Genomic DNA, 21,665 nt, shown 5'->3' on the forward strand with positions numbered 1-21,665 from the left:
CGGAACAGCGATCGGAATGGAGGCCAGCGGGGAGGCTGTTGCAGCGTGGTTCCACTCTGACCCAGGCTGGGTACGGCGGTATGAGCGCGTTGTTGCGGATGGCGATCCCCGGGCTGGTGCTCACCGCGCTGCTGGTGCTCGGGCTGCTGGGGCTGCACGCCTGGCTGAGGCGACGCACCCGGCTGCCGGATCTCCCCCTGCTGCTGCCCCTGGGCGCGGCCCTGGTGCACGGCGCCGTTGCCACCATCCCGGCCGGCCTGGTGGGGGCCACGGCCAGCCGCTGGCTCGCCAGCCTCGACCTGCTGCTGCTGGGCTATGCCCTGATCCGGCTGACCACCTGGGCCGGCGTGCAGGTGCCCGGCAGCCTGGGCTTGTGGCCCCAGCCGCCGAAGATCCTGCGCGACCTGGCCATGCTGGTGCTGGCCGCCACCTACACCGCCCTGGTGCTGCGCGAGCGGGCGGGGGTGAACCTGGTGGGGCTGTTCACCACCTCGGCGGTGCTGACCGCCGTGGTGGGCCTGGCCGCCCAGGAAACGCTCAAGGACATGGTCGCCGGCATCAGCCTGCAACTCGATGCCCCCTTCAGTGAGGGCGACTGGATTGAGGTGAATGGAGAGGCGGGCGTGGTCAAGAGCGTCACCCTGATGAACACCTACCTGCAGCCCGCCGACGGCAGCCTGCTGGTGATCCCCAACGACACCGTGGCCCAGGCGATGGCGCGCTGTTTCGCGCCGCGGGCGCCGGTGGGCAACCGCTTCAGCATCGGCCTCGACTACGCCCTGCCGCCGGGCCAGGCGTGCACCCTGCTGGAGAGGGCGATGGCCGACTGCCCCGGGGTGCTGGGGGAGCCGCCGCCGCGGGCCTGGGTGGGGGCCTACGCCGACAGCGCCATCACCTATGAGCTGCTGGTATGGCACCAGGGTGCCGGTGAGCTGCAACGGCTGGAGGTGCGCAGCGCCGTGCTGCAGCACATCTGGTACGCCCTCAGCCGTGCCGGCCACAGCATTCCCTACCCGGTGCGGGAGCTCAGGCCCAAAGACCCGGCCCCGGCGGCCGATGATCCCGCCCTGATCGACACGGCCGCCCGGGCCAGGCTGCTGGGCCGCAACGGGCTGTTCCAGGAGCTGGGAGCGGAGCAGCTGGCGCGCCTGGCGCCGCTCACCCGCTGCCTGCGCTTCGGGCCCGGGGAACTGGTGATGCGCGAGGGGGATCCGAGCACCGCCCTGTTCCAGGTGGTGCAGGGCGGGGTGGACGTGCTGAAGACCAACCCCCAGGGGGGGCAGACCCGCCTGGCCAGGCTGGAGGTGGGCGACGTGTTCGGGGAGATGGGGCTCTGCACCGGTGCCCGCCGCAGCGCCAGCGTGCGCGCTGCGGCGGACACGGTGCTGCTGGAGGTGGAGCGCGACGACCTGTTGCCCCTGGTGGAGGCCGAACCGCAGTTCCTCGAGCAGCTGGCCCATCTGGTCAACCGCCGCCGCTGCGAACAGGAGCAGGTGTCGGCGGAGCAGGTGGCGGAGCGGGAGCTGAACCTGCTGCAGCGAATGCAGCAGCTGTTCGGCGCCATGGGGCCTGGCAGGCCCTGAGCGGTGCCGCGCCGTTAGGCCGCGCCCCTCAGCGGGCGCAGAACCACACCTGCAGGCTGAGGCGATCGATCGGGGGCGGCAGTTCGGCGGGGTCGAAGGCGGCAGGGGCGGCATCCGCCATGGCCCGCAGCGACACCGGGCGCTGAGCGCCCTCCACCTGCACCTGGATCGGCCGCAACGCCTCCAGGCCCATCACCGCCCCCAGGTCGCGGGCCTGCTGCTGGGCGTCCTGGTAAGCGGCCCGCAACAATTGCTGGCGGGCGGCCCGGTCCTGTTCGGGACTGGCCTCGGTGCTCACCGGCGACAACCGCACCCCCGGCAGGCCCCCCACCCGGCGCACCAGGGCCTGCAGCTGCGGCAGGGCAAGGCTGCCGCTCACCTGCAGGCTGGCCACCCAGGCGGCGGGATCCCTGCCGCGGCGACCCCGCTCCCAGGTGTTGGGGGAGCTGACCTCCAGCCCATCCACCGCCAGGGTCCTGAGCTCCTGCCGCAGGGTCACCAGCCGGCTTTCCAGGGCCGCCAGGGCCTCGTCGCTGCTGGCCGCCTCGGCCTCCAGGGCCAGGGAGAAGCGGAAGCGGCTGGCTTCACGCCGGAGCTCCGCCGCGCCGCGGGCCTCCAGCAGGGTGCCGCTGCACTGGAGCTGCACCTGGGCCTGGGCAACGGCAGCGGTGGGCTGCACAACCTGGACCAGGGCCGGCAACAGCAGGGCGGGAAGCCAACGCATGGCAAGCGGGAACGACTGCTGACCAGCATGGTCGGCTGCCGCCAGAGCCCATCCCGCCGGCCCAGCTATTCAGAAGATGCCGCGAATCAGATTGAAGGCCCCCCGGTGGAACAGGGGTGGCTTGCGGGGACCCACCCGGGCTCCTTCAGCTGGCGAAAGGGAGGGCATGTCCTCCAGCAGGGGCTGGATCAGCACGGCCTGCCGCTCCAGGCGCAGGCCCCAGGCGGGCGCCACGCCAGGGGCCTGCCGCTGCACGGGCTGCCCCAGGGCACTGAACTGCAGCACGGCCGTCTGCAGCTGGGCCGTGGCCTGGGGGCTCAAGCTGCAGGCGGTGCGCTGGGGCGCCAGCAGCGACCCGCCAGCCGCCAGGGAGCCACTGGCCAAAGCACCAGGAACCAGGGCCCCCAGCAGTGAGCCATCCCCCCGCTCGCCTGCGTTGGAGGTCCAGATCACCAGGTCGCCCTCCTGGCGGCCCGGGCCGGCCACCATGGCCTGATAGCCCAGCACCCTGGGCTGGGTCTCCCAGGTGAGCTGCCAGGTGCCAGCCACAAGGGCCGCCTGCAGCGCAATCGGTTCGAGGAAGTCATCGCCGGTATCGAGCTGAAAGGCGATCTCCGGGATGGCCGCCCCACGCACAGAGTGGGACCCCACCAGCGATGCGGGGGCAGGGATCGGCGGCGAGGAGAGGGCGTTGGGCCAGCGCCCCACCACCGCTCCGGCCGCCCGGTCCGGGTTGGCCGTGTCCACGAGGCGGCCGAGGCGCGCCAGCGCCATGGCCATGGCCCGCTGGTCCGGCAGCAGCCGGGCCAGCTCGATCACCTCCACCGGTGCGGTGGGCCCGTCCTCCGTGCAGCCCCGGAACAGCAGCAAACGCCCCTTCGCCTGGGAGGCCTCCCAGTCGTCAGCGTTCGGCTGGGAACCGCTCTTCTCTGCGGCAGCGGCAGGGGGCAACAGGGGCAGGACGTCACCCAGGCCGAGGCCGGCGGGAATCCGGTGTTCCGCGCTGGGTTGCGACGGCAACGGCCCGGCGCTGCGCAGGGTGAGCTCGAGGCTGCGCATGGAGGCGGGCGCCTCTCCCTGCATCAGCTCCAGCAGAGCGGCCGCCGAAAGGCCGCCCCCGGCGGCGGCGGCGCCGAGGCCCGACACGGTACGGGCCTGGATCTCGTAACTCACCGGTGTGCCCCTGGCCGCCAGCGTGGCCAGGGGCCCGAGCAGCGCAGCCGTGGCCAGGGAGCCCCAAAGACCCCAGAAATGCCGGGCCATCACGCCGTTCAGAAGGGTGTGCAGCCTAGGCAGCCCCTGGCTTCTCAGCCCAGGGCCTGGCGCAGCTGCACCAGGGCCTCGGCCAGGGCCCCATCGAGGGCGGCCCCATCACGGCCGCCGGCCTGGGCCAGGTTGGGGCGGCCGCCACCGCCGCCGCCACAGGCCTTCGCCACCGCACCGATGAAGGCTCCCGCCTTGGGGCCGGCGGCGACCACGGCAGGACCGAAGGCGGCCACCAGCACCACCTTGCTGAGGTCCGCCGGATCGGGCAGGCCACCGAGCACCACGGCGGCGCCATCGCCGAGGCGGGCGACCAGGGCCTGGGCCGCCCCCTGCAGGCCAGCGCCATCGACACCGTCGAGGCGCGTCACCAGCAGCCGGCAGCCCGGCTGATCCCCCTCGGCGCCGACGCGTTCGGCCTGCTGCACCAGGGCTGAGGCCTTGGCCACGGCCAGCTCGGCGCGGGCAGCCGCCAGGGCCTTGCCGGCGCCTTTGAGCTCCTCCTGCAGGGCCGCCACCCGCTCCACGATCTCGCCCGGCTGGGCCTTGAGACGCTCCCCCAGCTGGCGCACCACCGCATCGCGCTGCTTGAGGTAAGCCAGCGCCGCCGGCCCGGCCACGGCCTCGATGCGGCGGATGCCGGCGGCCACGCCGCTCTCGGCCACAATCGTGAACAGGCCGATCTCCGTGGTGTTGGCCACGTGGGTGCCGCCGCACAGCTCCATCGACACACCGGGCACATCCACCACCCGCACCACGTCGCCGTACTTCTCGCCGAACATCGCCACGGCGCCGGCGGCGCGGGCCGCCTCGATCGCCATCTCCCGCACCTCCAGGCGGTGGGCAGCGCCGATCCAGCCGTTGATCAGCGCCTCCACCTGCTCCAGCTCCTCGGCCCGCAGGGCCCGGGCGCAGTGGAAGTCGAAGCGCAGCCGCTCGAAGTCCACCAGGGAGCCGGCCTGGCTGATGGCCGGATCCACCACCTGCTTGAGCGCCGCCTGCAGCAGGTGGGTGGCGCTGTGGTGGGCCTGAACCCGCCGGCGGCAGGCCGGGTCCACCCGGGCCGTCACCAGATCCCCCACCGCCAGGCTGCCCCGCTCGACGCGGCCGTCGTGCACGAACACGCTGCGGTTGCGGCTCACCGAGGCGATGCTCACGATCACGCCGGCATCGGCGGCGGTCTGGTCGCCACCGCCCAGCAGCAGGCCGCGGTCGCCCACCTGGCCGCCCCCCTCGCCGTAGAAGGGCGTGCCATCCAGCACGATCTGCACCCCATCCCCCGCCACGGCCCGCTCGGCCGGGGCACCGTTCACCACCAGGGCCAGCACGCAGCTGGGGTGCTCCAGGGCCTCATAGCCCTTGAAGGCCGTGGGCTGCAGCGACGCCGCCAGCTGCTCGATGGCGCCCTGCAGGGTGAGATCGAGGCTCACCGCCGCGGCCTTGGCGCGCTGGCGCTGGGCCTCCATGGCCGCCTCGAAGCCCGGCAGATCCACCGTGAGCCCGTGCTCCTGGGCGATCTCCTCGGTGAGCTCCAGGGGGAAGCCGTAGGTGTCGTAGAGCTCGAAGGCCTGCTCGCCGCTGATCTGGCGGGGCCGGGCGGCCAGCACCTCAGCCAGCAGCTTCTCGCCCCGCTCGAGGGTGCCGAGGAAGCGGGCCTCCTCCCGCTCCAGCTCGCCGAGGATCAGCTCGCGGCGCTCCCGGAGCTGGGGGTAGGCCTGGCCCATCAGGGCGATCGACGCCTCGCCCATGGCCGCCAGGAAGGGCCGGTCGATGCCCAGCAAGCGGCCGTGACGCACCACCCGCCGCAGCAGCCGGCGCAGGATGTAGCCGCGGCCCAGGTTGCTGGCGCTCACCCCGTCGCCGATCAGCTGGGTGATGGCGCGGCTGTGGTCGGCGATCACCTTGAGACTGGTCTTGCCCTGTTCATCGAGGCTGGGGTAGGCCACGCCGGCCAGGCCCGCCGCCGTTTCGATCAGCGGATAGATCAGATCGGTTTCGTAGTTGTTGGCCGCGCCCTGCAAAATCCGGGCCATGCGCTCCAGGCCCAGGCCGGTGTCGATGTTGCGGTTCGCCAGCGGCGTGAGGTTGCCGCCTGCGTCACGGTTCGACTCCATGAACACCAGGTTGTAGAACTCGATGAAACGGCTGTCGTCCTCCAGATCGAGGCCCTCGTCGCCCCGTTCGGGCTGGAAGTCGTAGTAGATCTCCGAGCAGGGGCCGCAGGGGCCGGTGGGGCCGGAGGCCCAGAAGTTGTCGGCCTCATCCATGCGGATGATGCGCTTCGGGTTCACGCCCACGACGTCGCGCCAGATCGCCGCCGCTTCGTCGTCGTCGCGGAACACGCTCACCACCAGGTTCTGAGCTGAGAGGCCGAACACCTCGGTGCTCAGCTCCCAGGCCCAGCGGATCGCCTGCTCCTTGAAGTAGTCGCCGAAGGAGAAGTTGCCCAGCATCTCGAAGAAGGTGTGGTGCCGCGCCGTGCGGCCCACGTTCTCGATGTCGTTGGTGCGGATGCACTTCTGGCTGCTGGTAGCCCTTGGCGCCGGCCGCGGCGCCTGGCCCAGGAACACCGGCTTGAACGGCAGCATGCCGGCGATGGTGAGCAGCACCGTGGGGTCGTCGGGAATCAGCGAGGCGCTGGCCAGGCGCCGGTGGCCGCGCTGCTCGTAGAAGTCGAGAAAGGCCGCGCGGATCTCGGCGCCGCTGCGGGGGCGGGCGGCCCCGGATCGGGGGGCTGGAGGGGTGGCGGCGGCCATGGCTGAGGTCATCTACCCACTGGAGGCATGATCGCTCAACAGCTCGATGCGACGGGTCTGCTGGCGCAGCAGGCTGCGGGCAAAGCCGGAGGACTGGTGCAGCAGCTGCTCGAAGGCGGCGGCATCGAACACCAGGGCGCGCACGGGCTCGAGGGCCGTGACGGCCGATCCCCGCGGGCGGCCGCTGAGCAGGGCCATCTCGCCGAGGGTCTCCCCCGCCGCCACCCGCGCCTGCCAGTCCTCGCCGCTGACGCGGGCGCTGCCCTCCAGCAGGATCGCCATCCAGGTGGCCTCCTCGCCCGGCCGCAGGATCGCCGCGCCGCCCTGCCAGGCGCGCAGCTGGCCCCAGGCCGCCACGTTGAACAGGGCCGAAGGCGACAGCTCCGCGAACAGGGGCACCTGCACCAGCAAGTGGAGCAGCTCGGCTTCGGCCGGCGGTGTGCCGGCCTGGAGGGTCTCGAGGTGGGCCGAACTGGGCAGGCCGCCGCGGGGCGTGCGCCGCAGCCGCGCGGCGCGGGCGGGGTCGCGCTGGTCGAGCAGCCAGAGCGCCCAGAAGGCGTTCTCGGGATCGGGGTCGCTCCAGAGCTCTTCCAGCACGGCCAGCGGATCCGGCGGCGGCCCCAGCGCCAGGGGGGGCTGGAGTTCTGGAGTGGATTCGGGCTGCGGCTCGGCGTGGGGCAACAGGGTGAGGTCGCGGCGATGCACCTCGCCCACCACCCCGGGCGACAACAGAGCCTGCAGGCCAGCGAACTGGCGCAGCAGGGGATCGTCAGCCTGGAACTCGGCCAGCAGCGGCAGCAGCGGCAGCAGGCGGCCGACGATGCGCAGATCGATCACCGGCAACAGCGGCCTCAGCAGGCCGTCGGCGGCAGCTCCGGCCTCCAGGGCGCTGCGTCGGGCCAGCTCGCCGCGCAGCTCCTCGAGGCCGGCGCTGAGCTGGCGCTGGGCGAAGGTCGAGCGCGGCCCGAAGCGCAGCAGCAGGGCCTGCCAGGCCCCATCGTCGAGGCCGGAATCCTGGCGGATCATCTCCAGCCGCCGGCTCTGGGCGGCATCGAGGGCGCCGGGGCGCAGATCCCGCTGGCCTGCGACCTGCAGCAGGTCGTGGACCGCCTCGGCAGCGGCCTCTTCGCGCAGGTTGAGGCTGGCCCGCTGGCGGGCGTCGAGCTGCAGCAGCTGCGGGTCCTCCAGGGAGAGTTCGCGCAGGGCGGCGTGGTGATCGGCCTCCTCCAGACCCAGGGCCAGGCGCAACTCCTCGAGCTGCACGGCGCTGGTGGCCCGCTCCAGGCGGCCGCTGCGCACCAGATCGGCCAGCACATCGCGGTAGAGCGACTGGTTGGTGGCGGCGAGCTGGGCGGGCAGCGCCTTGGCCAGGGTGAACACCTCGCCGGGAGTGAGCTCATCGAGGGTGCGCCCATCGAGATGGGCCTCCAGATCGGGAAAGCGTTTCCTGAGCTGGGTGCGCAGGCTGGCACTGGTGTTCTCCCGGCGGTAGGTGTCGGCGTCGCGGGGCCAGCCGCGGAACAGCCAGATGGCGCTGGCGATCAGCACCAGGGAGCGGATCAGCTGGCCCACCTTGCCCGCCGCCAGCCCGAGGCTGGGATCGGCGAACCAGAAGAACAGGTTCACGGCCAGGAACGTGGCCAGCAGGCGGGTGCGGGAGCGGGCCATGGCCCGGGCGCGCTCGGGGCTGTGGTCGGCGCTCAGCCCCTGGCGCAGGCCGCTCTCCAGCCAGCTGAACAGAGCCACGCTGCCGGCCCCGGCGGCGCTCAGCAGGGCCGGGATGGCCAGCAGCCGCGGCACCCCCCAGCCGGCCTCGGCCCGGGGCCAGAGGTCGAGGGCGCGGGCGGGCAGATCGGCATCGAAGGCCCAGAGGCCACTGCGCAGCATCTCGACCGACTCCGGCCCCTGCTGGCGGGCGAGCAGGAAGAAGGCCAGCACCAGCCCCGGGTAGGAAAGCCAGGCCCAGCGCAGGCCCCGCTTGCCCTCCAGGCCGGCCCAGTAGCTGCGTTCAGCGTCGATGTCGAGGCAGGGCGACTGGCAGGCCACGCAGGCGGAGCGCTCATGGCCGTCCTCAGCCACGGTGCGGCACATCGACTGGGTGAGGCGGCTGGCATCGAGGTGGGCGGCACCGGCCAGGGGCCCGCGGGGACCGGTGACCACCTGCTGCACCGCTCCCATCGGGCAGACGTACTGGCACCAGGCCTTGCCGGCGTAGGCCCAGCCCACGGCGACCGCCGCCGCCACGGTGAGGGCCAGCAGCAGGCCCAGGCCCAGGGGGCTGCTGTTGACCGCCAGCAGGCGCAGGCACAGGCCCGCGATCAGCAGGCTCCACTGCAGGCTCAGGTGGTGGCGTCCCAGCCAGGAGTCGCCCTCCACCTTGGCCAGCTGGGGCTTGCCGTTGCGGCCCGGCAGGCGGCGCTGGCGGTCCAGGGCCCGGAACAGCTGCGAGGCGAAGGCCAGCGGGCAGATGCGGCGCCAGAGCTCATGGCTGCCCGCCGCCAGGATCAGCAGACCGCTGGGCACCACCGTGCCCCAGAACAGCTGATTGCCGCCGTGGCCATGGCAGGCCAGGCCCTCAGGGCAGGGCGGCCGCCGCAGGGCCCACTCCCCCAGGGCCGGACTCAGCAGTGAGGCGATCAGGGCCAGCCAGCCCAGCAGCAGCAGCCAGCGCACCAGGTGGGCCTGCCGTTCCGGCCACCGCGAAAACAGCCACATGGGGAGCGGATGGGTAGGCCGCAGGCTAGGGGCGGCAGGCCAGGCCAGCCAGGGAGCATGATCGGGCGGCAGAGGCCCTGCCCCACCGGGGCGCCGCCGTGAGTCAGGCCGCCAGCCCGCCATCCCGCCGCCAGTTGCGCCTGCGCTCCGTCACCTGGGCGCTGGGGGCAGGCGCCGCTGCCCTGCTGCTGGGGCTGCCGCTGGGACTGGAGGCAGCCCTGCGTGCCGGAGGCTGTGGCTTCTTTTACGGCCTGCTGGCCTTCCACCTGCAGCGGGTTGACCCCGATGACGGCCACCTGCAGGCGGGGCTGGTGGGGGCGGTGTGCGGCATCCACAGCCTGGGCCTGGCGGCCCTGGCCCCCTGGCCGCCGGGCCTGCCGCTGCCGGCCGCGCTGCTGGCGGTTGCGCCAACTGTGATGATGGGGCTCATCCGAGCCTGGCTGCCGCTGGTCGGCGCCGCCCTGCTGCTGCACGGATCGCGCCTGCTGGCGCAACGCGTCCAGTCGGCCGAGGGGCCGACCCCCACGCCCTGACCTGCCGGGTCGAGAGACCGGTCCTGAACACCCTGGGATGAGCCTGCTGCACGCCACCTGGCTGTTTCCCCCCGAAGGGCCCGGGGGCAGGCTGTTCCTTTGGGCCGACACCTGGAAAGTGGCCACCCCGCTGCAGCCCGCCGCCGAGGCCCCCGAACACCCGCTTGCCCTCAACGCCGACGAGCTGGCCGACTGGCTCGACGACAACGGCTACTGGGCCGAGGCCCTCAGGCCCGCCCGCGCCACCCTCACCCTGCCCAGCCGCACCCAGGCGGCCCGGGGCCGCCGCGGCAGCAGTGGCCAGAGCTGGTCGGGGCTGCCCTTGCAGGCCGGCGAGCCGATCCCCCGCGAGCTGCAGTGGTGGCCCTGGCAGGTGGAGGGCTGGGCCCTGCATCCGGCCAGCGCCGCCGACTGGCTCAGCCAGTTGCCCCTGGCGGGCAAGCACCCCGAGATGGCCGATGAACTGCGCTGGTGGAGCCATCTGCAGCGCTGGGCCCTGAGCCTGATCGCCCGCGGCCGCTGGCTGCCCCAGATCGAGGAGGGCCGCGGCCGCTGGCTGCCCCTGCTCAACCAGGAGGGCGACCGCCATCGCCTCGAGCAGCTGGCCATGGGGATTCCCCAGGTGGCCACCTGCGCCCTGGCGGCCGGGCCCGAGGGCGATCCCTGCCTGGCCTGCCGCAGGCCCGGCAGTGGCCGGCTGCGGGTGGCCAGCCTGGTGGAGGCCCTGCTCGACGGCCAGCTGCGGGAGACCTTCAGGCCAGCCCCTGAAGGCCTCGATCCGCTGCTGCAGGCCTGGCAGAAGGCCCTGGCCAAGGGCGACGGCCGCCTCCACCTCGACGAAGAGGACGAGGAGCGGCTCGTGATCGCCACCCACCACTGGCGCGAGGCCGTGGCCGGCAAAGTGGCCCCGGCCCGGGCCTGCCTCGAGCTGTTCACCCCAGCCGAGGGCGATGAGCTCTGGGAGCTGAGTTTCAGCCTCCAGGCCGAGGCCGATCCCAGCCTGCGGGTGCCGGCGGCTGTGGCCTGGGCGGCGGGCACCCGCGGCCTGCAGCTGGGTGAGGTGGCGGTGCCCCAGCCCAGCGAGCTGCTGCTGGAGGGCCTCGGCCGTGCCCTCACGGTGTTCCAGCCGCTCGAACGGGGCCTGGACTCGGCCACCCCCACCACGATGCAGCTCACCCCGGCGGAGGCCTTCGTGCTGGTGCGCACCGGTGCCGCCCAGCTGCGGGATGTGGGGGTGGGCGTGGTGCTGCCCGCCAGCCTCTCCGGCGGCCTGGCCAGCCGCCTGGGCCTGGCCATCACCGCCGAGCTCTCCAAGAGCTCCCGAGGCTTCACCCTCGGCGAAACCCTCGACTGGAGCTGGGACTTCATGATCGGCGGGGTCACCCTCACCCTGCGCGATCTGGAGCGGCTCGGCGCCAAGCGCAGTCCCCTGGTGCAGCACAAGGGAGTCTGGATCGAGCTGCGCCCCAACGACCAGCGCAACGCCGGTCGCTTCTGCACCGCCGACCCCGAACTCAGCCTCGACGACGCCCTGCGGCTCACCGCCACCGACGGGGACACCTTCCACCGCCTGCCGGTCCATGCCTTCACGGCCGGCCCGCGGCTGCAGGCGGTGCTGGAGCAGTACCACCAGCAGAAGGCCCCCGATCCACTGCCGGCCCCACCAGGCTTCGCGGGCCAGCTGCGGCCCTACCAGGAGCGCGGCCTGGGCTGGCTGGCCTTCCTGCACCGCTTCGACCAGGGCGCCTGCCTCGCCGATGACATGGGCCTGGGCAAGACGATCCAACTGCTCGCCTTCCTGCAGCACCTCAAGGCCGAGGAGGAGCTGAAGCGGCCGGTGCTGCTGGTGGCCCCCACCTCGGTGCTCACCAACTGGAAGCGCGAGGCCCATGGGTTCACCCCCGATCTGGCGGTGCGCGAGCACTACGGCCCGCGGCGGCCCAGCAGCGAGGCGGCCCTGAAGAAGGCCCTCAAGGGCGTGGATCTGATGCTCACCAGTTATGGGCTGGTGCAGCGCGACAGCGAGCTGCTGGAGAGCATCGACTGGCAAGGGGTGGTGATCGACGAGGCCCAGGCGATCAAGAACCCCGGCGCCAAGCAGTCGATGGCGGCCCGCGACCTGGGCCGGGCCGGCCGCAGCAGCCGCTTCCGGATCGCCCTCACCGGCACCCCGGTGGAAAACCGGGTGAGCGAGCTGTGGGCCCTGATGGACTTCCTCAATCCGAAGGTGCTTGGCGATGAGGCCTTCTTCCACCAGCGCTACCGGCTGCCGATCGAGCGCTATGGCGACATGGCCTCGCTGCGCGATCTCAAAGCCAGGGTGGGGCCCTTCATCCTGCGGCGCCTGAAGACCGACCGCTCGATCATCTCCGACCTGCCGGACAAGGTGGAGCTGCACGAATGGGTGGGGCTAAGCCCCGAGCAGAAAAAGCTCTACACCCGCACCGTGGACGAGAGCATGGATGCCATCGCCCGGGCACCTCTGGGCCAGAAGCACGGCCAGGTGCTGGCCCTGCTCACCCGGCTCAAGCAGGTGTGCAACCATCCCGCCCTGGCCCTGCGCCAGCAGCCCAGCAGCGACGACCCCCAGTTCTTCGAGGGGTTCTCCGCCCGCAGCGCCAAGCTGCAACGCCTGGAGGAAATCCTCGAGGAGGTGATCGAGGCCGGAGACCGGGCCCTGCTGTTCACCCAGTTCTCCGAATGGGGCCTGCTGCTGAAGGCTCACCTGGAGCGCAGCTGGCGCCAGGAGGTGCCCTTCCTCTACGGCAGCACCAGCAAGGCGGAACGCCAGGCCATGGTGGATCGATTCCAGGACGATCCCCGCGGCCCGCAGCTTTTCCTGCTGTCGCTGAAGGCCGGTGGTGTGGGCCTCAACCTCACCAGGGCCAGCCACGTGTTCCACATCGATCGCTGGTGGAATCCGGCCGTGGAGAACCAGGCCACCGACCGCGCCTACCGCATCGGTCAGCAGAACCGGGTGATGGTGCACAAGTTCATCACCAGCGGCTCGGTGGAGGAGAAGATCGACAGGATGATCACCGAAAAGGCCCGACTCGCCGAAGACATCGTGGGCTCCGGCGAAGAGTGGCTGGGGGGCCTGGACGTAGGCCAGCTGCGTGACCTGGTGGCCCTGGAGGAATAATCCTCCCCAGCCTGATCCCAGCGATTCCCACCGTCATCCTGTTGCCATGACCAGCACTCCGATCACCACCCAGCTCGGCAACGAGGGCCTCGGCCAGCAGGCCTGGTGGGTGGCCCAGTGGATGGAGCTGATCAACTCCTACCGCTTCAAGAAACGCCTGGAGCGGGCCTGGGAGTATGCCCGCTCCGGCAACGTCACCTCGATCCGTTTCGAGGGGCGCCGGGTGCACGCCCGGGTGCAGGGCAGCGGCGACGATCCCTACAAGGTGAAGCTCTGGCTCGACGTGCTCAACGACGACGACTGGGGCTATGTGCTGGAGGCCCTCAGCCAGAACGCCCGCTGGTCAGCCCAGCTGCTGGCCGGCGTGATGCCGGAGGACATCGAGCGAGCCTTCGCCGCCTCCGGCAAACGCCTCTTCCCTTTCAAGCTGCAGGAGGTGCGCAGCGAGTGCACCTGTCCGGACAAGACGAACCCCTGCAAGCACGTGAGCGCGGTGTTCTACCTGATGGGGGAGCGCTTCAGTGAAGACCCCTTCGTGCTGTTCCAGCTGCGGGGCCGATCCCGCGCCCAGCTGCTGGCCGACCTGGCCAAGCGACGCCAGACAATGCTGGCCAGACAGGCCCGCGGCAAGGGCAGCCGGCCTGCCGCGGCCCTCGCCACAGCGCAGCCCGTGCATTCGGCCATCCGCGATCCCAGCCGATGGTGGCGCTACGAAGCCCCCCTGCCGCCCGATCTGGTGGTGATCACGCCGGCGATGGAGGGGGAAACCGGGCTCGATGCCGCCGGCCGACTGCCCCTGGCGGAGTCGCCCCGCTTTCCCGAGGCCAACGGACTGTTTCTCGAGCACCTGCTGACCTACAGCCGGGAGCGCTCCAACGAGGCCATGGCCCGGGCCATGGACAGCGGCAATGAGGCGAAGGCGAAGGCGAAGGAGAAGGAGAAGGAGGCGGCGGGATCAGCCGCAGGCACTGGCTCCTGAACCGGCCACGCCCCAGCCACGCCCGATCGCAGCCCACCGATGATCTCCTCCCAGGCAAAGCAGAACGTCCTGGCCGGCTGGCTGCAGCCGGACGCGCTGCAGACGGTCTGCTCGATCCTGCAGTCCCACCAGCAGGCCTTCGGCAGGCCCCTGCTGGCGGGCCTGGCCGCGGACGCCTCCGACCTGCAGCGGGCCCAGGCCCTGTTCGCCTCTCCGGCTGCGGTGCTCGCCCATGACGGCGCCGATCCAGACACCGACCCCGGCCCCCGGCTGATCTACGCCAACCGCAGCGCCCTCGTGCTGTGGCGCCGGCGCTGGGGGGAGATGGTGGGCCTGCCCTCGAAATTCACCGCCGCAGCCCAGGAGCGCAGCGGCCGGCAGCAGGCTCTGCGCCAGGCCAGGGCGGCTGAGGCCCTCAGCGGCTATGGCGGGGTACGGATCGACAGCCGGGGGCGCCGCTTCCGGATTGAGGGGGCCCGGCTGTGGACCCTGCGGGATGCCAGGGGCTGCCCCAGGGGCCAGGCCGCCCGCTTCAGCGCCTGGTACTGGCTCTGAGCGGCAGGTGTCGGCGGCGACAGAGATCGGTGCGGCCGATCGAGGCAGCCATCCGCAGGCGTTACCTACAGTCATGTTTCTTCCCGAGGGTGTCCATGGCAGCTGTCACCTCCCCATCCGCCGCGGCCAGGCCTGATGGTGCCGTTGCCCAAGCCGCCGGGTCGCCACGCCTGAGCCTGCAGTGCGAGGCGATCGCCGCCGACACCACCGCGATCCGCTCCCTGGACTGGGACCGCAGCCGTTTCGACATCGAATTCGGGTTGCGCAACGGCACCACCTACAACGCCTTTCTGGTGCGCGGCGCCCAGACGGCCCTGGTGGACACCAGCCACCTCAAGTTCGCCGATACCTGGCTGCCCCTGCTGGAAGAGCAGATCGATCCGGCCGCGATCGACTACCTGATCGTGTCCCACACCGAGCCCGACCACTCGGGCCTGATCGGCCACCTGATCGATCGCAACCCCGACATCCAGATCGTGGGTTCCAAGGTGGCGATCCAGTTCCTCCAGGATCAGGTGCACCGGCCCTTCCAGAGCCGCGCCGTCAAGAGCGGCGACGAGCTTGATCTGGGCACCAACCCCGAGAGCGGCTGCGCGCACCGCTTCTCCTTCCTGAGTGCGCCGAATCTGCACTGGCCCGACACGATCTTCTCCTTCGATCACGGCACCGGCACCCTCTACACCTGTGATGCCTTCGGGCTGCACTACTGCTCCGATGAGCTGTTTGACAGCGACCCCGGCGCCATCGCCCCGGACTTCCGCTTCTACTACGACTGCCTGATGGGGCCCAATGCCCGCAGCGTGCTGCAGGCCCTCAAGCGCATGGACGCTCTGCCGGAGATCAACACAGTCGCCGTGGGCCATGGGCCCCTGCTGCGTCACCACCTCAGCCTGTGGCTGAACGACTACCGCGACTGGAGCAGCGACCGCAGCGCCGGTGAGACCTATGCCGCCGTCTGCTACGTGAGCCAGTACGGCTTCTGTGACCGGCTCAGCCAGGCGATCGCCCGCGGCATCGGCAAGGCCGGTGCCCAGGTGCAGCTGGTGGATCTGCGCGCCACCGATGCCCAGGAGCTGAGCGCCCTGGTGGGGGAGGCCAGCGCCGTGGTGGTGCCCACCTGGCCCGCCAGCCCCGACGCCGAGCTGCAGGCCTCGATCGGCACCCTGCTGGCCGCGATCAAACCGAAGCAATGGGTGGCCTGCTACGACGCCTTCGGCGGCAACGACGAGCCGATCGACACCGTGGCCTCCAAGCTGCGCAGCCTCGGCCAGAAGGCCGCCTTCGAGCCTCTGCGCATCCGCCAGGTGCCCCATGCGGACGACTACCAGCGCTGTGAGGAGGCCGGCACCGATCTGGGCCAGCTGCTCACCAAGGCGCGCACGATCGCGGCAATGAAGGCCCTCGACGGCGACCTGGACAAAGCCCTGGGCCGCTTGAGCGGCGGGCTCTACGTGGTGACGGCCCAGCAGACCACCGAGGATGGCGGCAGCCTCAGCAGCGCCATGGTGGCCAGCTGGGTGAGTCAGGCCAGCTTTGAGCCACCCGGCCTCACCGTGGCCGTGGCCAAGGACCGGGCGATCGAATCCCTGCTCCAGGTGGGCGATCGCTTCGTGCTCAACATCCTGCGGGAGGACAACCACCAGCTACTGCTGCGCCACTTCCTCAAGCGCTTCCCGCCCGGGGCCGACCGCTTCGCCGGTGTGGCCACCGTGGAGGGCGCCGCCGCGGGCGGGCCCGTGCTCGGGGATGCCCTGGCCTTTCTGGGATGCCGCGTGGCCCAGCGGATGGAGGGGCCTGACCACTGGATCATCTACGCCGAGGTGGAAGTGGGGAACGTGGCCGACACTGAGGCCGCCACCGCCGTGCACCACCGCAAGGTGGGCAACCACTACTGATGACAACCTCGATCGGCGGATCGCCCGCCCAGGCTGCCCCGACAGCCGAGCGCCGCGTGCTGGTGATCCGTCTGGAGCCCACGCTGGTGTGCCTGCGGGGCCTGAGTCCACGCCGTTCGCGCTTTGAGGTGGAATACGGCCTCGAACGGGGCACCACCGCCAACAGCTTCCTGTTTGAGCAGGGCAGCACCAGCACCGGCCACACGGTGCCGCCGGTGCTGATCCATCCCCCCGGCATGACCTACGCCGAACCGTTCTTCGCTGCTCTGGCGGAGCTTGTTCCGAGCCATGAGGCGCTGAAGGTGGTGGTGGGGGTGGTGAACCCCAACCGGGTGGAACTGCTGAGGGCCCTGGCCGCCCGCTGGCCGAACCTGGCCCTGGTGGCCTCGAATGCCGGGGCCAAGCTGGTGCGTGAGCTCTGGGATCAACGCCGTCCGCCGGCCCCGGGGGCACCGGAGCTGGCGCCGCTGCCGCCCCAGCCGCCGATCGATGTGGTGAAGCAGGAGGCCAGCCGCCCCCTGGCCGGTGGGCTGCAGCTGCGCCTGATCCCCGTTCCCACCCCCCGCTGGCCCGGCGCCCTGATGGCGTTTGAGGAGTCCACGGGTCTGCTGATGAGCAGCAAGTTCTTCTCCGCCCACATCTGTCAGGAGGGGTTCGCCGAGGCCAACCGCACGAGCGCCGAGGAGGACCGGCGCTGGTTCTACGACTGCCTGATGGCCCCCATGGCCCGGCAGGTGGAAACCGTTCTCGATCGGATCGACGAACTGCCGATCCGAACCATCGCCCCATTCCACGGCCCGGCCATCGCCGAGAGCTGGCGCAGCCTTCTGGCCGATTACCGCCGCTGGGGGGAGGGCCAGAACCGATCAAGGCTCTCGGTGGCGCTGCTCTACGCCAGTGCCTACGGCAACACCGCCACCATCGCCGATGGCCTGGCCAGGGGCGTTTCCCGCACCGGCGTGCGGGTGGAGAGCATCAACTGTGAATTCAGCGAGCCGGATCAGCTGCAGGCGGCGATCAGCTCCTGCGATGCCCTGCTGATCGGCTCTCCCACCCTGGGCGGCCATGCGCCCACCCCGATCGTGGCGGCCCTGGGCACGGTGCTGGCGGAGGGCGACCGGGCCAAGCCCGTGGGGGTGTTCGGCAGCTTCGGCTGGAGCGGCGAGGCGCTGGATCTGCTGGAGAGCAAGCTGCGCGATGGCGGCTTCCAGTTCGCGTTCGAGCCGATCAAGGTGAAGTTCAGCCCCGATGCCCTGGCCCTCAAGGCGATCGAGGAGACCGGCACCGCCCTCGGCCGCGAGCTGCAGAGTGCCAGGAAGCGCCAGGAGCGGCGCAGCGGTGGCGGCCTGCACGAGAGCCGCAGCGATCCGGCCCTCAAGGCTCTCGGTCGGGTGGTGGGTTCCCTGTGCGTGCTCACGGCCCAGAAGAATGCTGCGGACAGTCCCGACCTCGGGGGGGCCATGGTGGCCAGCTGGGTGAGTCAGGCCAGCTTCAGCCCACCGGGCTTCACCGTGGCGGTGGCCAAGGACAGGGCCGTGGAGGGCCTGCTGCACATCGGCGACCAGTTCGCCCTCAACGTGCTGGCCGCCGGCCGGGAAACCGGGCCGATGAAGCGGTTCCTGAAGCCCTTCAGTCCCGGTGCCGATCGCTTCGCCGGGCTGGAGCTGGAGCACACCCCCGGCGGCCAGCCTGTGCTTCCGGAGGCCCTGGCCTGGCTGGAGGCCACGGTGCAGCAGCGGATGGAATGCGGCGACCACTGGCTGATCTACGCCCAGGCCCAGGAGGGCGGCGTACTCGACCCGGAGGGCACCACGGCAGTGCACCAGCGGCGCACCGGATCCAACTACTGATCCGATGCTTCGGCCCGGACCCCCAACGCCGCTCCGCCCCAGGACTTTGGCCTGAGCGGCTCAGGCCGCCTGCGGCGGTGGGGTGGGGTCGCCACCGACGCCATGGAAGGGGAGCACCAGGGTGGCCCAGTGGTCAGGGCGCTCGGGCCGACGGCGGCGGGCCTGCCGCACGCCGAAAGGCACGCGCACCACGTTGGTGCCCTCCACGGGGCCGACGCTGCGGCCACCTGAGCTGATCAGCGGACGGGTGCTGGAGGTGCCGGGGCTGGTCCTGACGCTGGCCAGCTTCAGGGCCGGGGCCACCGGGGCTGGCTGGTCGGCGCGATCAGGGCTGGCTGGGCCGGCACTGCGGCCCCGGGGGGCGCTGCTGGGGCCATCGCTGCCGCGGCCGTCGTTGCTGTCGTGATCGCTCATGAGCCCCAGGCGATGGATGGCGGAGTGGGCCGAGACCTGTTCCGGAACTGAACCGAACCCGTTGAACAGCAGTTGCAACAGATCTGGCTGCAAATGCAATGGCCCAAGTCTAAAGAAAACCTTTTGCCTGGGCTGTTGCGGTGCCGCCAGTGTGCGCCATGGGCGCTCAGGCCGCCGTAGCCAAAGGCTCCTTCAGAGCCAGTTCCTCAACCGACGGGCAGGTGCAGGCCAGGTTGCGATCGCCGTAGGCATTGTCGATCCGCGCCACGCTGGGCCAGAACTTGCTCGCCTGCTGCTGCTCTCCGGCCGGGAACGCCGCCTGGCTGCGGCTGTAGGGCCTGTCCCAGACGTCGGCGGTGACGGCAGCCAGGGTGTGAGGGGCCCGCCGCAGCGGGTTGTTGTCGCGGTCCACCGCGCCCGACTCGATGGCGGCCGCCTCGGCCCGGATCGCCACCATCGCGGCGCAGAAGCGATCCAGCTCGGCCAACCCCTCGCTCTCGGTGGGCTCCACCATCACGGTGCCGGCCACCGGCCAGCTGACGGTGGGGGCGTGGAAGCCGTAGTCCATCAGCCGTTTGGCCAGATCATCCACCTCCAGGCCGCAACTGCGCTTGAGGGGCCGCAGGTCGAGGATGCACTCATGGGCCACCCGGCCCCCCGCGCCCCGGTAGAGCACGGGGAAATGGGGATCAAGGCGCTCGGCCAGCACGTTGGCGCTGAGCAGGGCCACCTGACTGGCGGTCCGCAGGCCGGAGCCTCCCATCATGCGGATGTACATCCAGCTGATCGGCAGGATGGAGGCGCTGCCCAGGGGCGCCGATGCCACCGGCCCAGCCCCGGCGACAGCCGGCTGCAGCTCGGAGGGGTCGCCTGGCAGGAAGGGCACCAGATGGGCTGCCACCGCGATCGGACCCACCCCGGGGCCGCCGCCGCCATGGGGGATGCAGAAGGTCTTGTGCAGGTTGAGGTGGCAGACGTCGGCGCCGTAGAGCCCCGGCTTGCAGAGGCCCACCTGGGCATTGAGGTTGGCGCCGTCGAGGTACACCTGGCCGCCCTGGGCATGCACCAGCTCACAGATGCGCCGGATGGCGGTTTCGAACACGCCGTGGGTGGAGGGATAGGTGACCATCAGAGCCGCGAGGCGCTCGCCATGGCGGCTGGCCTTGGCCTCCAGGTCGGCCAGGTCGATGTTGCCCTGGGGGTCGCAGGCCACCGCCACCACCTGCATGCCCGCCATCACGGCGCTGGCCGGATTGGTGCCGTGGGCACTGGTGGGAATCAGACAGATGTCGCGGTGCTGGTCGCCGCGGCTGTGGTGCCAGGCGCGGATCGCCAGCAGGCCGGCGTACTCCCCCTGGGAGCCGGCGTTGGGCTGCAGCGACACACCCGCGAAGCCGGTGATGGCCGCCAGCCACTGCTCCAGGTCGGCGGCGAGGCGGTGGTAGCCCTGCAGCTGCTCGGCAGGAGCGTAGGGGTGCAGGCGGGCGAAGGCGGGCCAGCTCACCGGGGCCAGCTCGGCGGCGGCATTCAGCTTCATGGTGCAGCTGCCCAGCGGGATCATGCCGTGCACGAGGGAGAGATCCCGGCTCGCCAGTTGCTGGATGTAGCGCAGCAGTTCGGTTTCGCTGCGGTGTTCCTGAAACACGGGCTGCTGCAGCCAGGCCCCCTGCCGTTGGGGGATGCCCTCCCAGACCTGGCGCCAGTCGGCCTGGCGCAGGCTCTCCTGGCAGGCCAGCCAGGCCCGCTCGGCGGCCAGCTCAGCCGCACTCGCGTGGCCCGAGGCCCCACCAGCTGAGGCCGTGACCGTCGCCAGGCAGGCCAGCAGCCGGGCCAGCTCCTCGGCACTGCTGGCCTCGTCGAGGCTGATGCCCACGGCGCCCTCCAGGCGCCGCAGGTTGAAGCCGCCCATCCGGGCGGCCTGCAGCAGCTGCTCAGAGCGGGGGCTGTGCAGCAGCACGGTGTCAAAACCAGGGCCCGGCTCCGGGACCAGGTCCAGGGCCCGCAACCCGGCCACCAGGGCCAGCCGCAGCCGGGTGACCCGCTCGGCCATGGCGGTGAGGCCGGCCGGACCGTGGTGCACGGCATAGAAGCCGGCGATCACCGCCAGCAGCACCTGGGCGGTGCAGATGTTGCTGGTGGCCTTGTCGCGGCGGATGTGCTGCTCGCGGGTCTGCAGGGCCAGCCGCAGGGCCGGACGGCCCTCGGCATCGATGGAGCGGCCCACCAGGCGTCCGGGGATCTGGCGCTTGTAGGTCTCGCGGGTGGCGAAGAAGGCCGCATGGGGCCCGCCACAGCCCATCGGCACGCCGAAACGCTGGGCGCTGCCGATGGCGATGTCGGCCCCCAGCTCGCCCACGGGAGCGAGCAGCACCTGGGCCAGGGGATCGATCGCCACGGCACTCACCACCCCCGCCACGGCCGCCGCCGCCAGCAGTGGCGCCGGGTCCCAGAGGCGGCCGTCCTGGCCGGGGAGCTGCAGCAGCAGCCCGAAGGCTTCCGCCCACAGGCCTTGGTCGCTGCCCGCCGCCAGGTCGCCAGCCAGGCCGGCGGCATCGATCGGGAGGATCGTGATGCCCAGAGGCTCCGCCCTGGTGCGCAGCACGGCCATGGTCTGGGGCAGCACCTGGGCATCCACCAGAAAGGTGCTGGCCGAAGCGCGCTTGCTCACGGCACGGGCCAGGGCCATCGCCTCGGCGGCGGCGGTGGCCTCATCGAGCAGGGAGGCGTTGGCAATCGGCAGGCCCGTCAGCTCGCTGATCAGGGTCTGGAAGTTGAGCAGGGCCTCCAACCGTCCCTGGGCGATCTCGGCCTGATAGGGGGTGTAGGCGGTGTACCAGGCGGGGTTCTCGAACACGTGGCGCTGGATCAGCGCCGGCGTGATGGTGGCGTGGTAGCCCTGGCCGATCAGGGAGCGCACCACCGCATTGGCGGCGGCGATCTCGGCCAGCTCCGCCAGGGCGGTGGCCTCGTCGCAGGGGGCGGGCAGCCCCTCGGCGGCCTGCTCGGGACTCAGCAGGATGTCGGCCGGCACCACCTGGGAGGACAGATCTTCCAGGCTGGTGAGGCCCAGCTCGGCCAGCAGCTGCGCCTGCTCGGCCCCATCGGGCCCGATGTGCCGCTCCACGAAGCTGGGGCGGGGCAGGGGGTCCAGTTGCGGGCCAGGGGCCCCGGGGCTGCGAGAGGACTGGACGGACCGGGCCGCGGCATCAGCCTGGACTGCCGCCTGGGCCGTGGTGTTGATCAGCGATGAGGTCAT

General features: G+C 71.6%; 13 protein-coding genes. 7 read left to right on the plus strand and 6 right to left on the minus strand.

Going from position 1 to position 21,665, the window contains the following annotated elements; genetic code table 11:
* Positions 1 to 80: 80 nt before the first annotated feature.
* Positions 81 to 1,583 carry a cyclic nucleotide-binding domain-containing protein gene (locus ACWJIO_RS12355; protein ID WP_480313822.1) on the plus strand — a complete coding sequence of 501 codons (1,503 nt, stop codon included), beginning with the start codon at positions 81 to 83 and terminating at the stop codon, positions 1,581 to 1,583.
* Between the two features lie 28 nt (positions 1,584 to 1,611).
* Here the strand turns inward: ACWJIO_RS12355 and ACWJIO_RS12360 are convergent, their stop codons facing one another.
* From ACWJIO_RS12360 to ACWJIO_RS12375, 4 genes are all read right to left on the minus strand, one after another.
* Positions 1,612 to 2,307 (minus strand): SIMPL domain-containing protein, encoded by a 696-nt coding sequence (locus ACWJIO_RS12360; RefSeq protein WP_480313824.1) that lies wholly within the window; start codon positions 2,305 to 2,307, stop codon positions 1,612 to 1,614.
* Between the two features lie 69 nt (positions 2,308 to 2,376).
* Positions 2,377 to 3,570, minus strand: coding sequence for a hypothetical protein (locus ACWJIO_RS12365; protein ID WP_480313826.1), 1,194 nt, complete (start codon positions 3,568 to 3,570; stop codon positions 2,377 to 2,379).
* Between the two features lie 44 nt (positions 3,571 to 3,614).
* Positions 3,615 to 6,326 (minus strand): alanine--tRNA ligase, encoded by a 2,712-nt coding sequence (gene alaS / locus ACWJIO_RS12370; RefSeq protein ID WP_480313828.1) that lies wholly within the window; start codon positions 6,324 to 6,326, stop codon positions 3,615 to 3,617.
* Positions 6,327 to 6,338: 12 nt separating this feature from the next.
* The gene (locus ACWJIO_RS12375; RefSeq protein ID WP_480313830.1) at positions 6,339 to 9,041 is read right to left on the minus strand and encodes a cyclic nucleotide-binding domain-containing protein; all 2,703 of its coding nucleotides are present in this window, start codon (positions 9,039 to 9,041) and stop codon (positions 6,339 to 6,341) included.
* A gap of 98 nt (positions 9,042 to 9,139) precedes the next feature.
* Between ACWJIO_RS12375 and ACWJIO_RS12380 the strand changes: the two genes are divergently transcribed.
* The 6 genes from ACWJIO_RS12380 (at position 9,140) to ACWJIO_RS12405 (ending at position 17,995) form a co-directional block, all read left to right on the plus strand.
* Positions 9,140 to 9,574: a hypothetical protein gene (locus ACWJIO_RS12380; protein ID WP_480313832.1), complete on the plus strand. Its 435-nt coding sequence runs from the start codon at positions 9,140 to 9,142 to the stop codon at positions 9,572 to 9,574.
* A gap of 37 nt (positions 9,575 to 9,611) precedes the next feature.
* The gene (locus ACWJIO_RS12385) at positions 9,612 to 12,716 is read left to right on the plus strand and encodes an SNF2-related protein (RefSeq protein WP_480313834.1); all 3,105 of its coding nucleotides are present in this window, start codon (positions 9,612 to 9,614) and stop codon (positions 12,714 to 12,716) included.
* A 46-nt stretch (positions 12,717 to 12,762) separates the two neighbouring features.
* Positions 12,763 to 13,695 (plus strand): SWIM zinc finger family protein, encoded by a 933-nt coding sequence (locus ACWJIO_RS12390; protein WP_480313836.1) that lies wholly within the window; start codon positions 12,763 to 12,765, stop codon positions 13,693 to 13,695.
* Positions 13,696 to 13,734: 39 nt separating this feature from the next.
* On the plus strand, positions 13,735 to 14,250 hold the full coding sequence (locus ACWJIO_RS12395; RefSeq protein WP_186697532.1) for an MEKHLA domain-containing protein: 516 nt from the start codon (positions 13,735 to 13,737) through the stop codon (positions 14,248 to 14,250).
* Positions 14,251 to 14,345: 95 nt separating this feature from the next.
* Complete coding sequence (locus ACWJIO_RS12400) at positions 14,346 to 16,145, plus strand: diflavin flavoprotein (protein WP_480313838.1); 1,800 nt, start codon at positions 14,346 to 14,348, stop codon at positions 16,143 to 16,145.
* Entirely contained in the window at positions 16,145 to 17,995 is a 1,851-nt protein-coding gene (locus ACWJIO_RS12405) for a diflavin flavoprotein (protein WP_480313840.1), read from the plus strand. Before ACWJIO_RS12400 ends, ACWJIO_RS12405 begins: the two co-directional genes overlap by 1 nt.
* A gap of 60 nt (positions 17,996 to 18,055) precedes the next feature.
* Here the strand turns inward: ACWJIO_RS12405 and ACWJIO_RS12410 are convergent, their stop codons facing one another.
* Positions 18,056 to 18,409: a hypothetical protein gene (locus ACWJIO_RS12410; protein ID WP_480313934.1), complete on the minus strand. Its 354-nt coding sequence runs from the start codon at positions 18,407 to 18,409 to the stop codon at positions 18,056 to 18,058.
* A gap of 166 nt (positions 18,410 to 18,575) precedes the next feature.
* Positions 18,576 to 21,665: an aminomethyl-transferring glycine dehydrogenase gene (gene gcvP, locus ACWJIO_RS12415; protein ID WP_480313843.1), complete on the minus strand. Its 3,090-nt coding sequence runs from the start codon at positions 21,663 to 21,665 to the stop codon at positions 18,576 to 18,578.

Source organism: Paraciimarium castrense LEGE 11436, from assembly GCF_056633055.1.

Coding starts and splice junctions, on each gene's coding strand:
- ACWJIO_RS12355 (WP_480313822.1), top strand. CDS start 81: ATGAGCGCGTTGTTGCGGATGGCGATCCCCGGGCTGGTGCTCACCGCG.
- ACWJIO_RS12360 (WP_480313824.1), bottom strand. CDS start 2,307: ATGCGTTGGCTTCCCGCCCTGCTGTTGCCGGCCCTGGTCCAGGTTGTG.
- ACWJIO_RS12365 (WP_480313826.1), bottom strand. CDS start 3,570: ATGGCCCGGCATTTCTGGGGTCTTTGGGGCTCCCTGGCCACGGCTGCG.
- alaS (WP_480313828.1), bottom strand. CDS start 6,326: ATGGCCGCCGCCACCCCTCCAGCCCCCCGATCCGGGGCCGCCCGCCCC.
- ACWJIO_RS12375 (WP_480313830.1), bottom strand. CDS start 9,041: ATGTGGCTGTTTTCGCGGTGGCCGGAACGGCAGGCCCACCTGGTGCGC.
- ACWJIO_RS12385 (WP_480313834.1), top strand. CDS start 9,612: ATGAGCCTGCTGCACGCCACCTGGCTGTTTCCCCCCGAAGGGCCCGGG.
- ACWJIO_RS12390 (WP_480313836.1), top strand. CDS start 12,763: ATGACCAGCACTCCGATCACCACCCAGCTCGGCAACGAGGGCCTCGGC.
- ACWJIO_RS12395 (WP_186697532.1), top strand. CDS start 13,735: ATGATCTCCTCCCAGGCAAAGCAGAACGTCCTGGCCGGCTGGCTGCAG.
- ACWJIO_RS12400 (WP_480313838.1), top strand. CDS start 14,346: ATGGCAGCTGTCACCTCCCCATCCGCCGCGGCCAGGCCTGATGGTGCC.
- ACWJIO_RS12405 (WP_480313840.1), top strand. CDS start 16,145: ATGACAACCTCGATCGGCGGATCGCCCGCCCAGGCTGCCCCGACAGCC.
- ACWJIO_RS12410 (WP_480313934.1), bottom strand. CDS start 18,409: ATGAGCGATCACGACAGCAACGACGGCCGCGGCAGCGATGGCCCCAGC.
- gcvP (WP_480313843.1), bottom strand. CDS start 21,665: ATGACCTCATCGCTGATCAACACCACGGCCCAGGCGGCAGTCCAGGCT.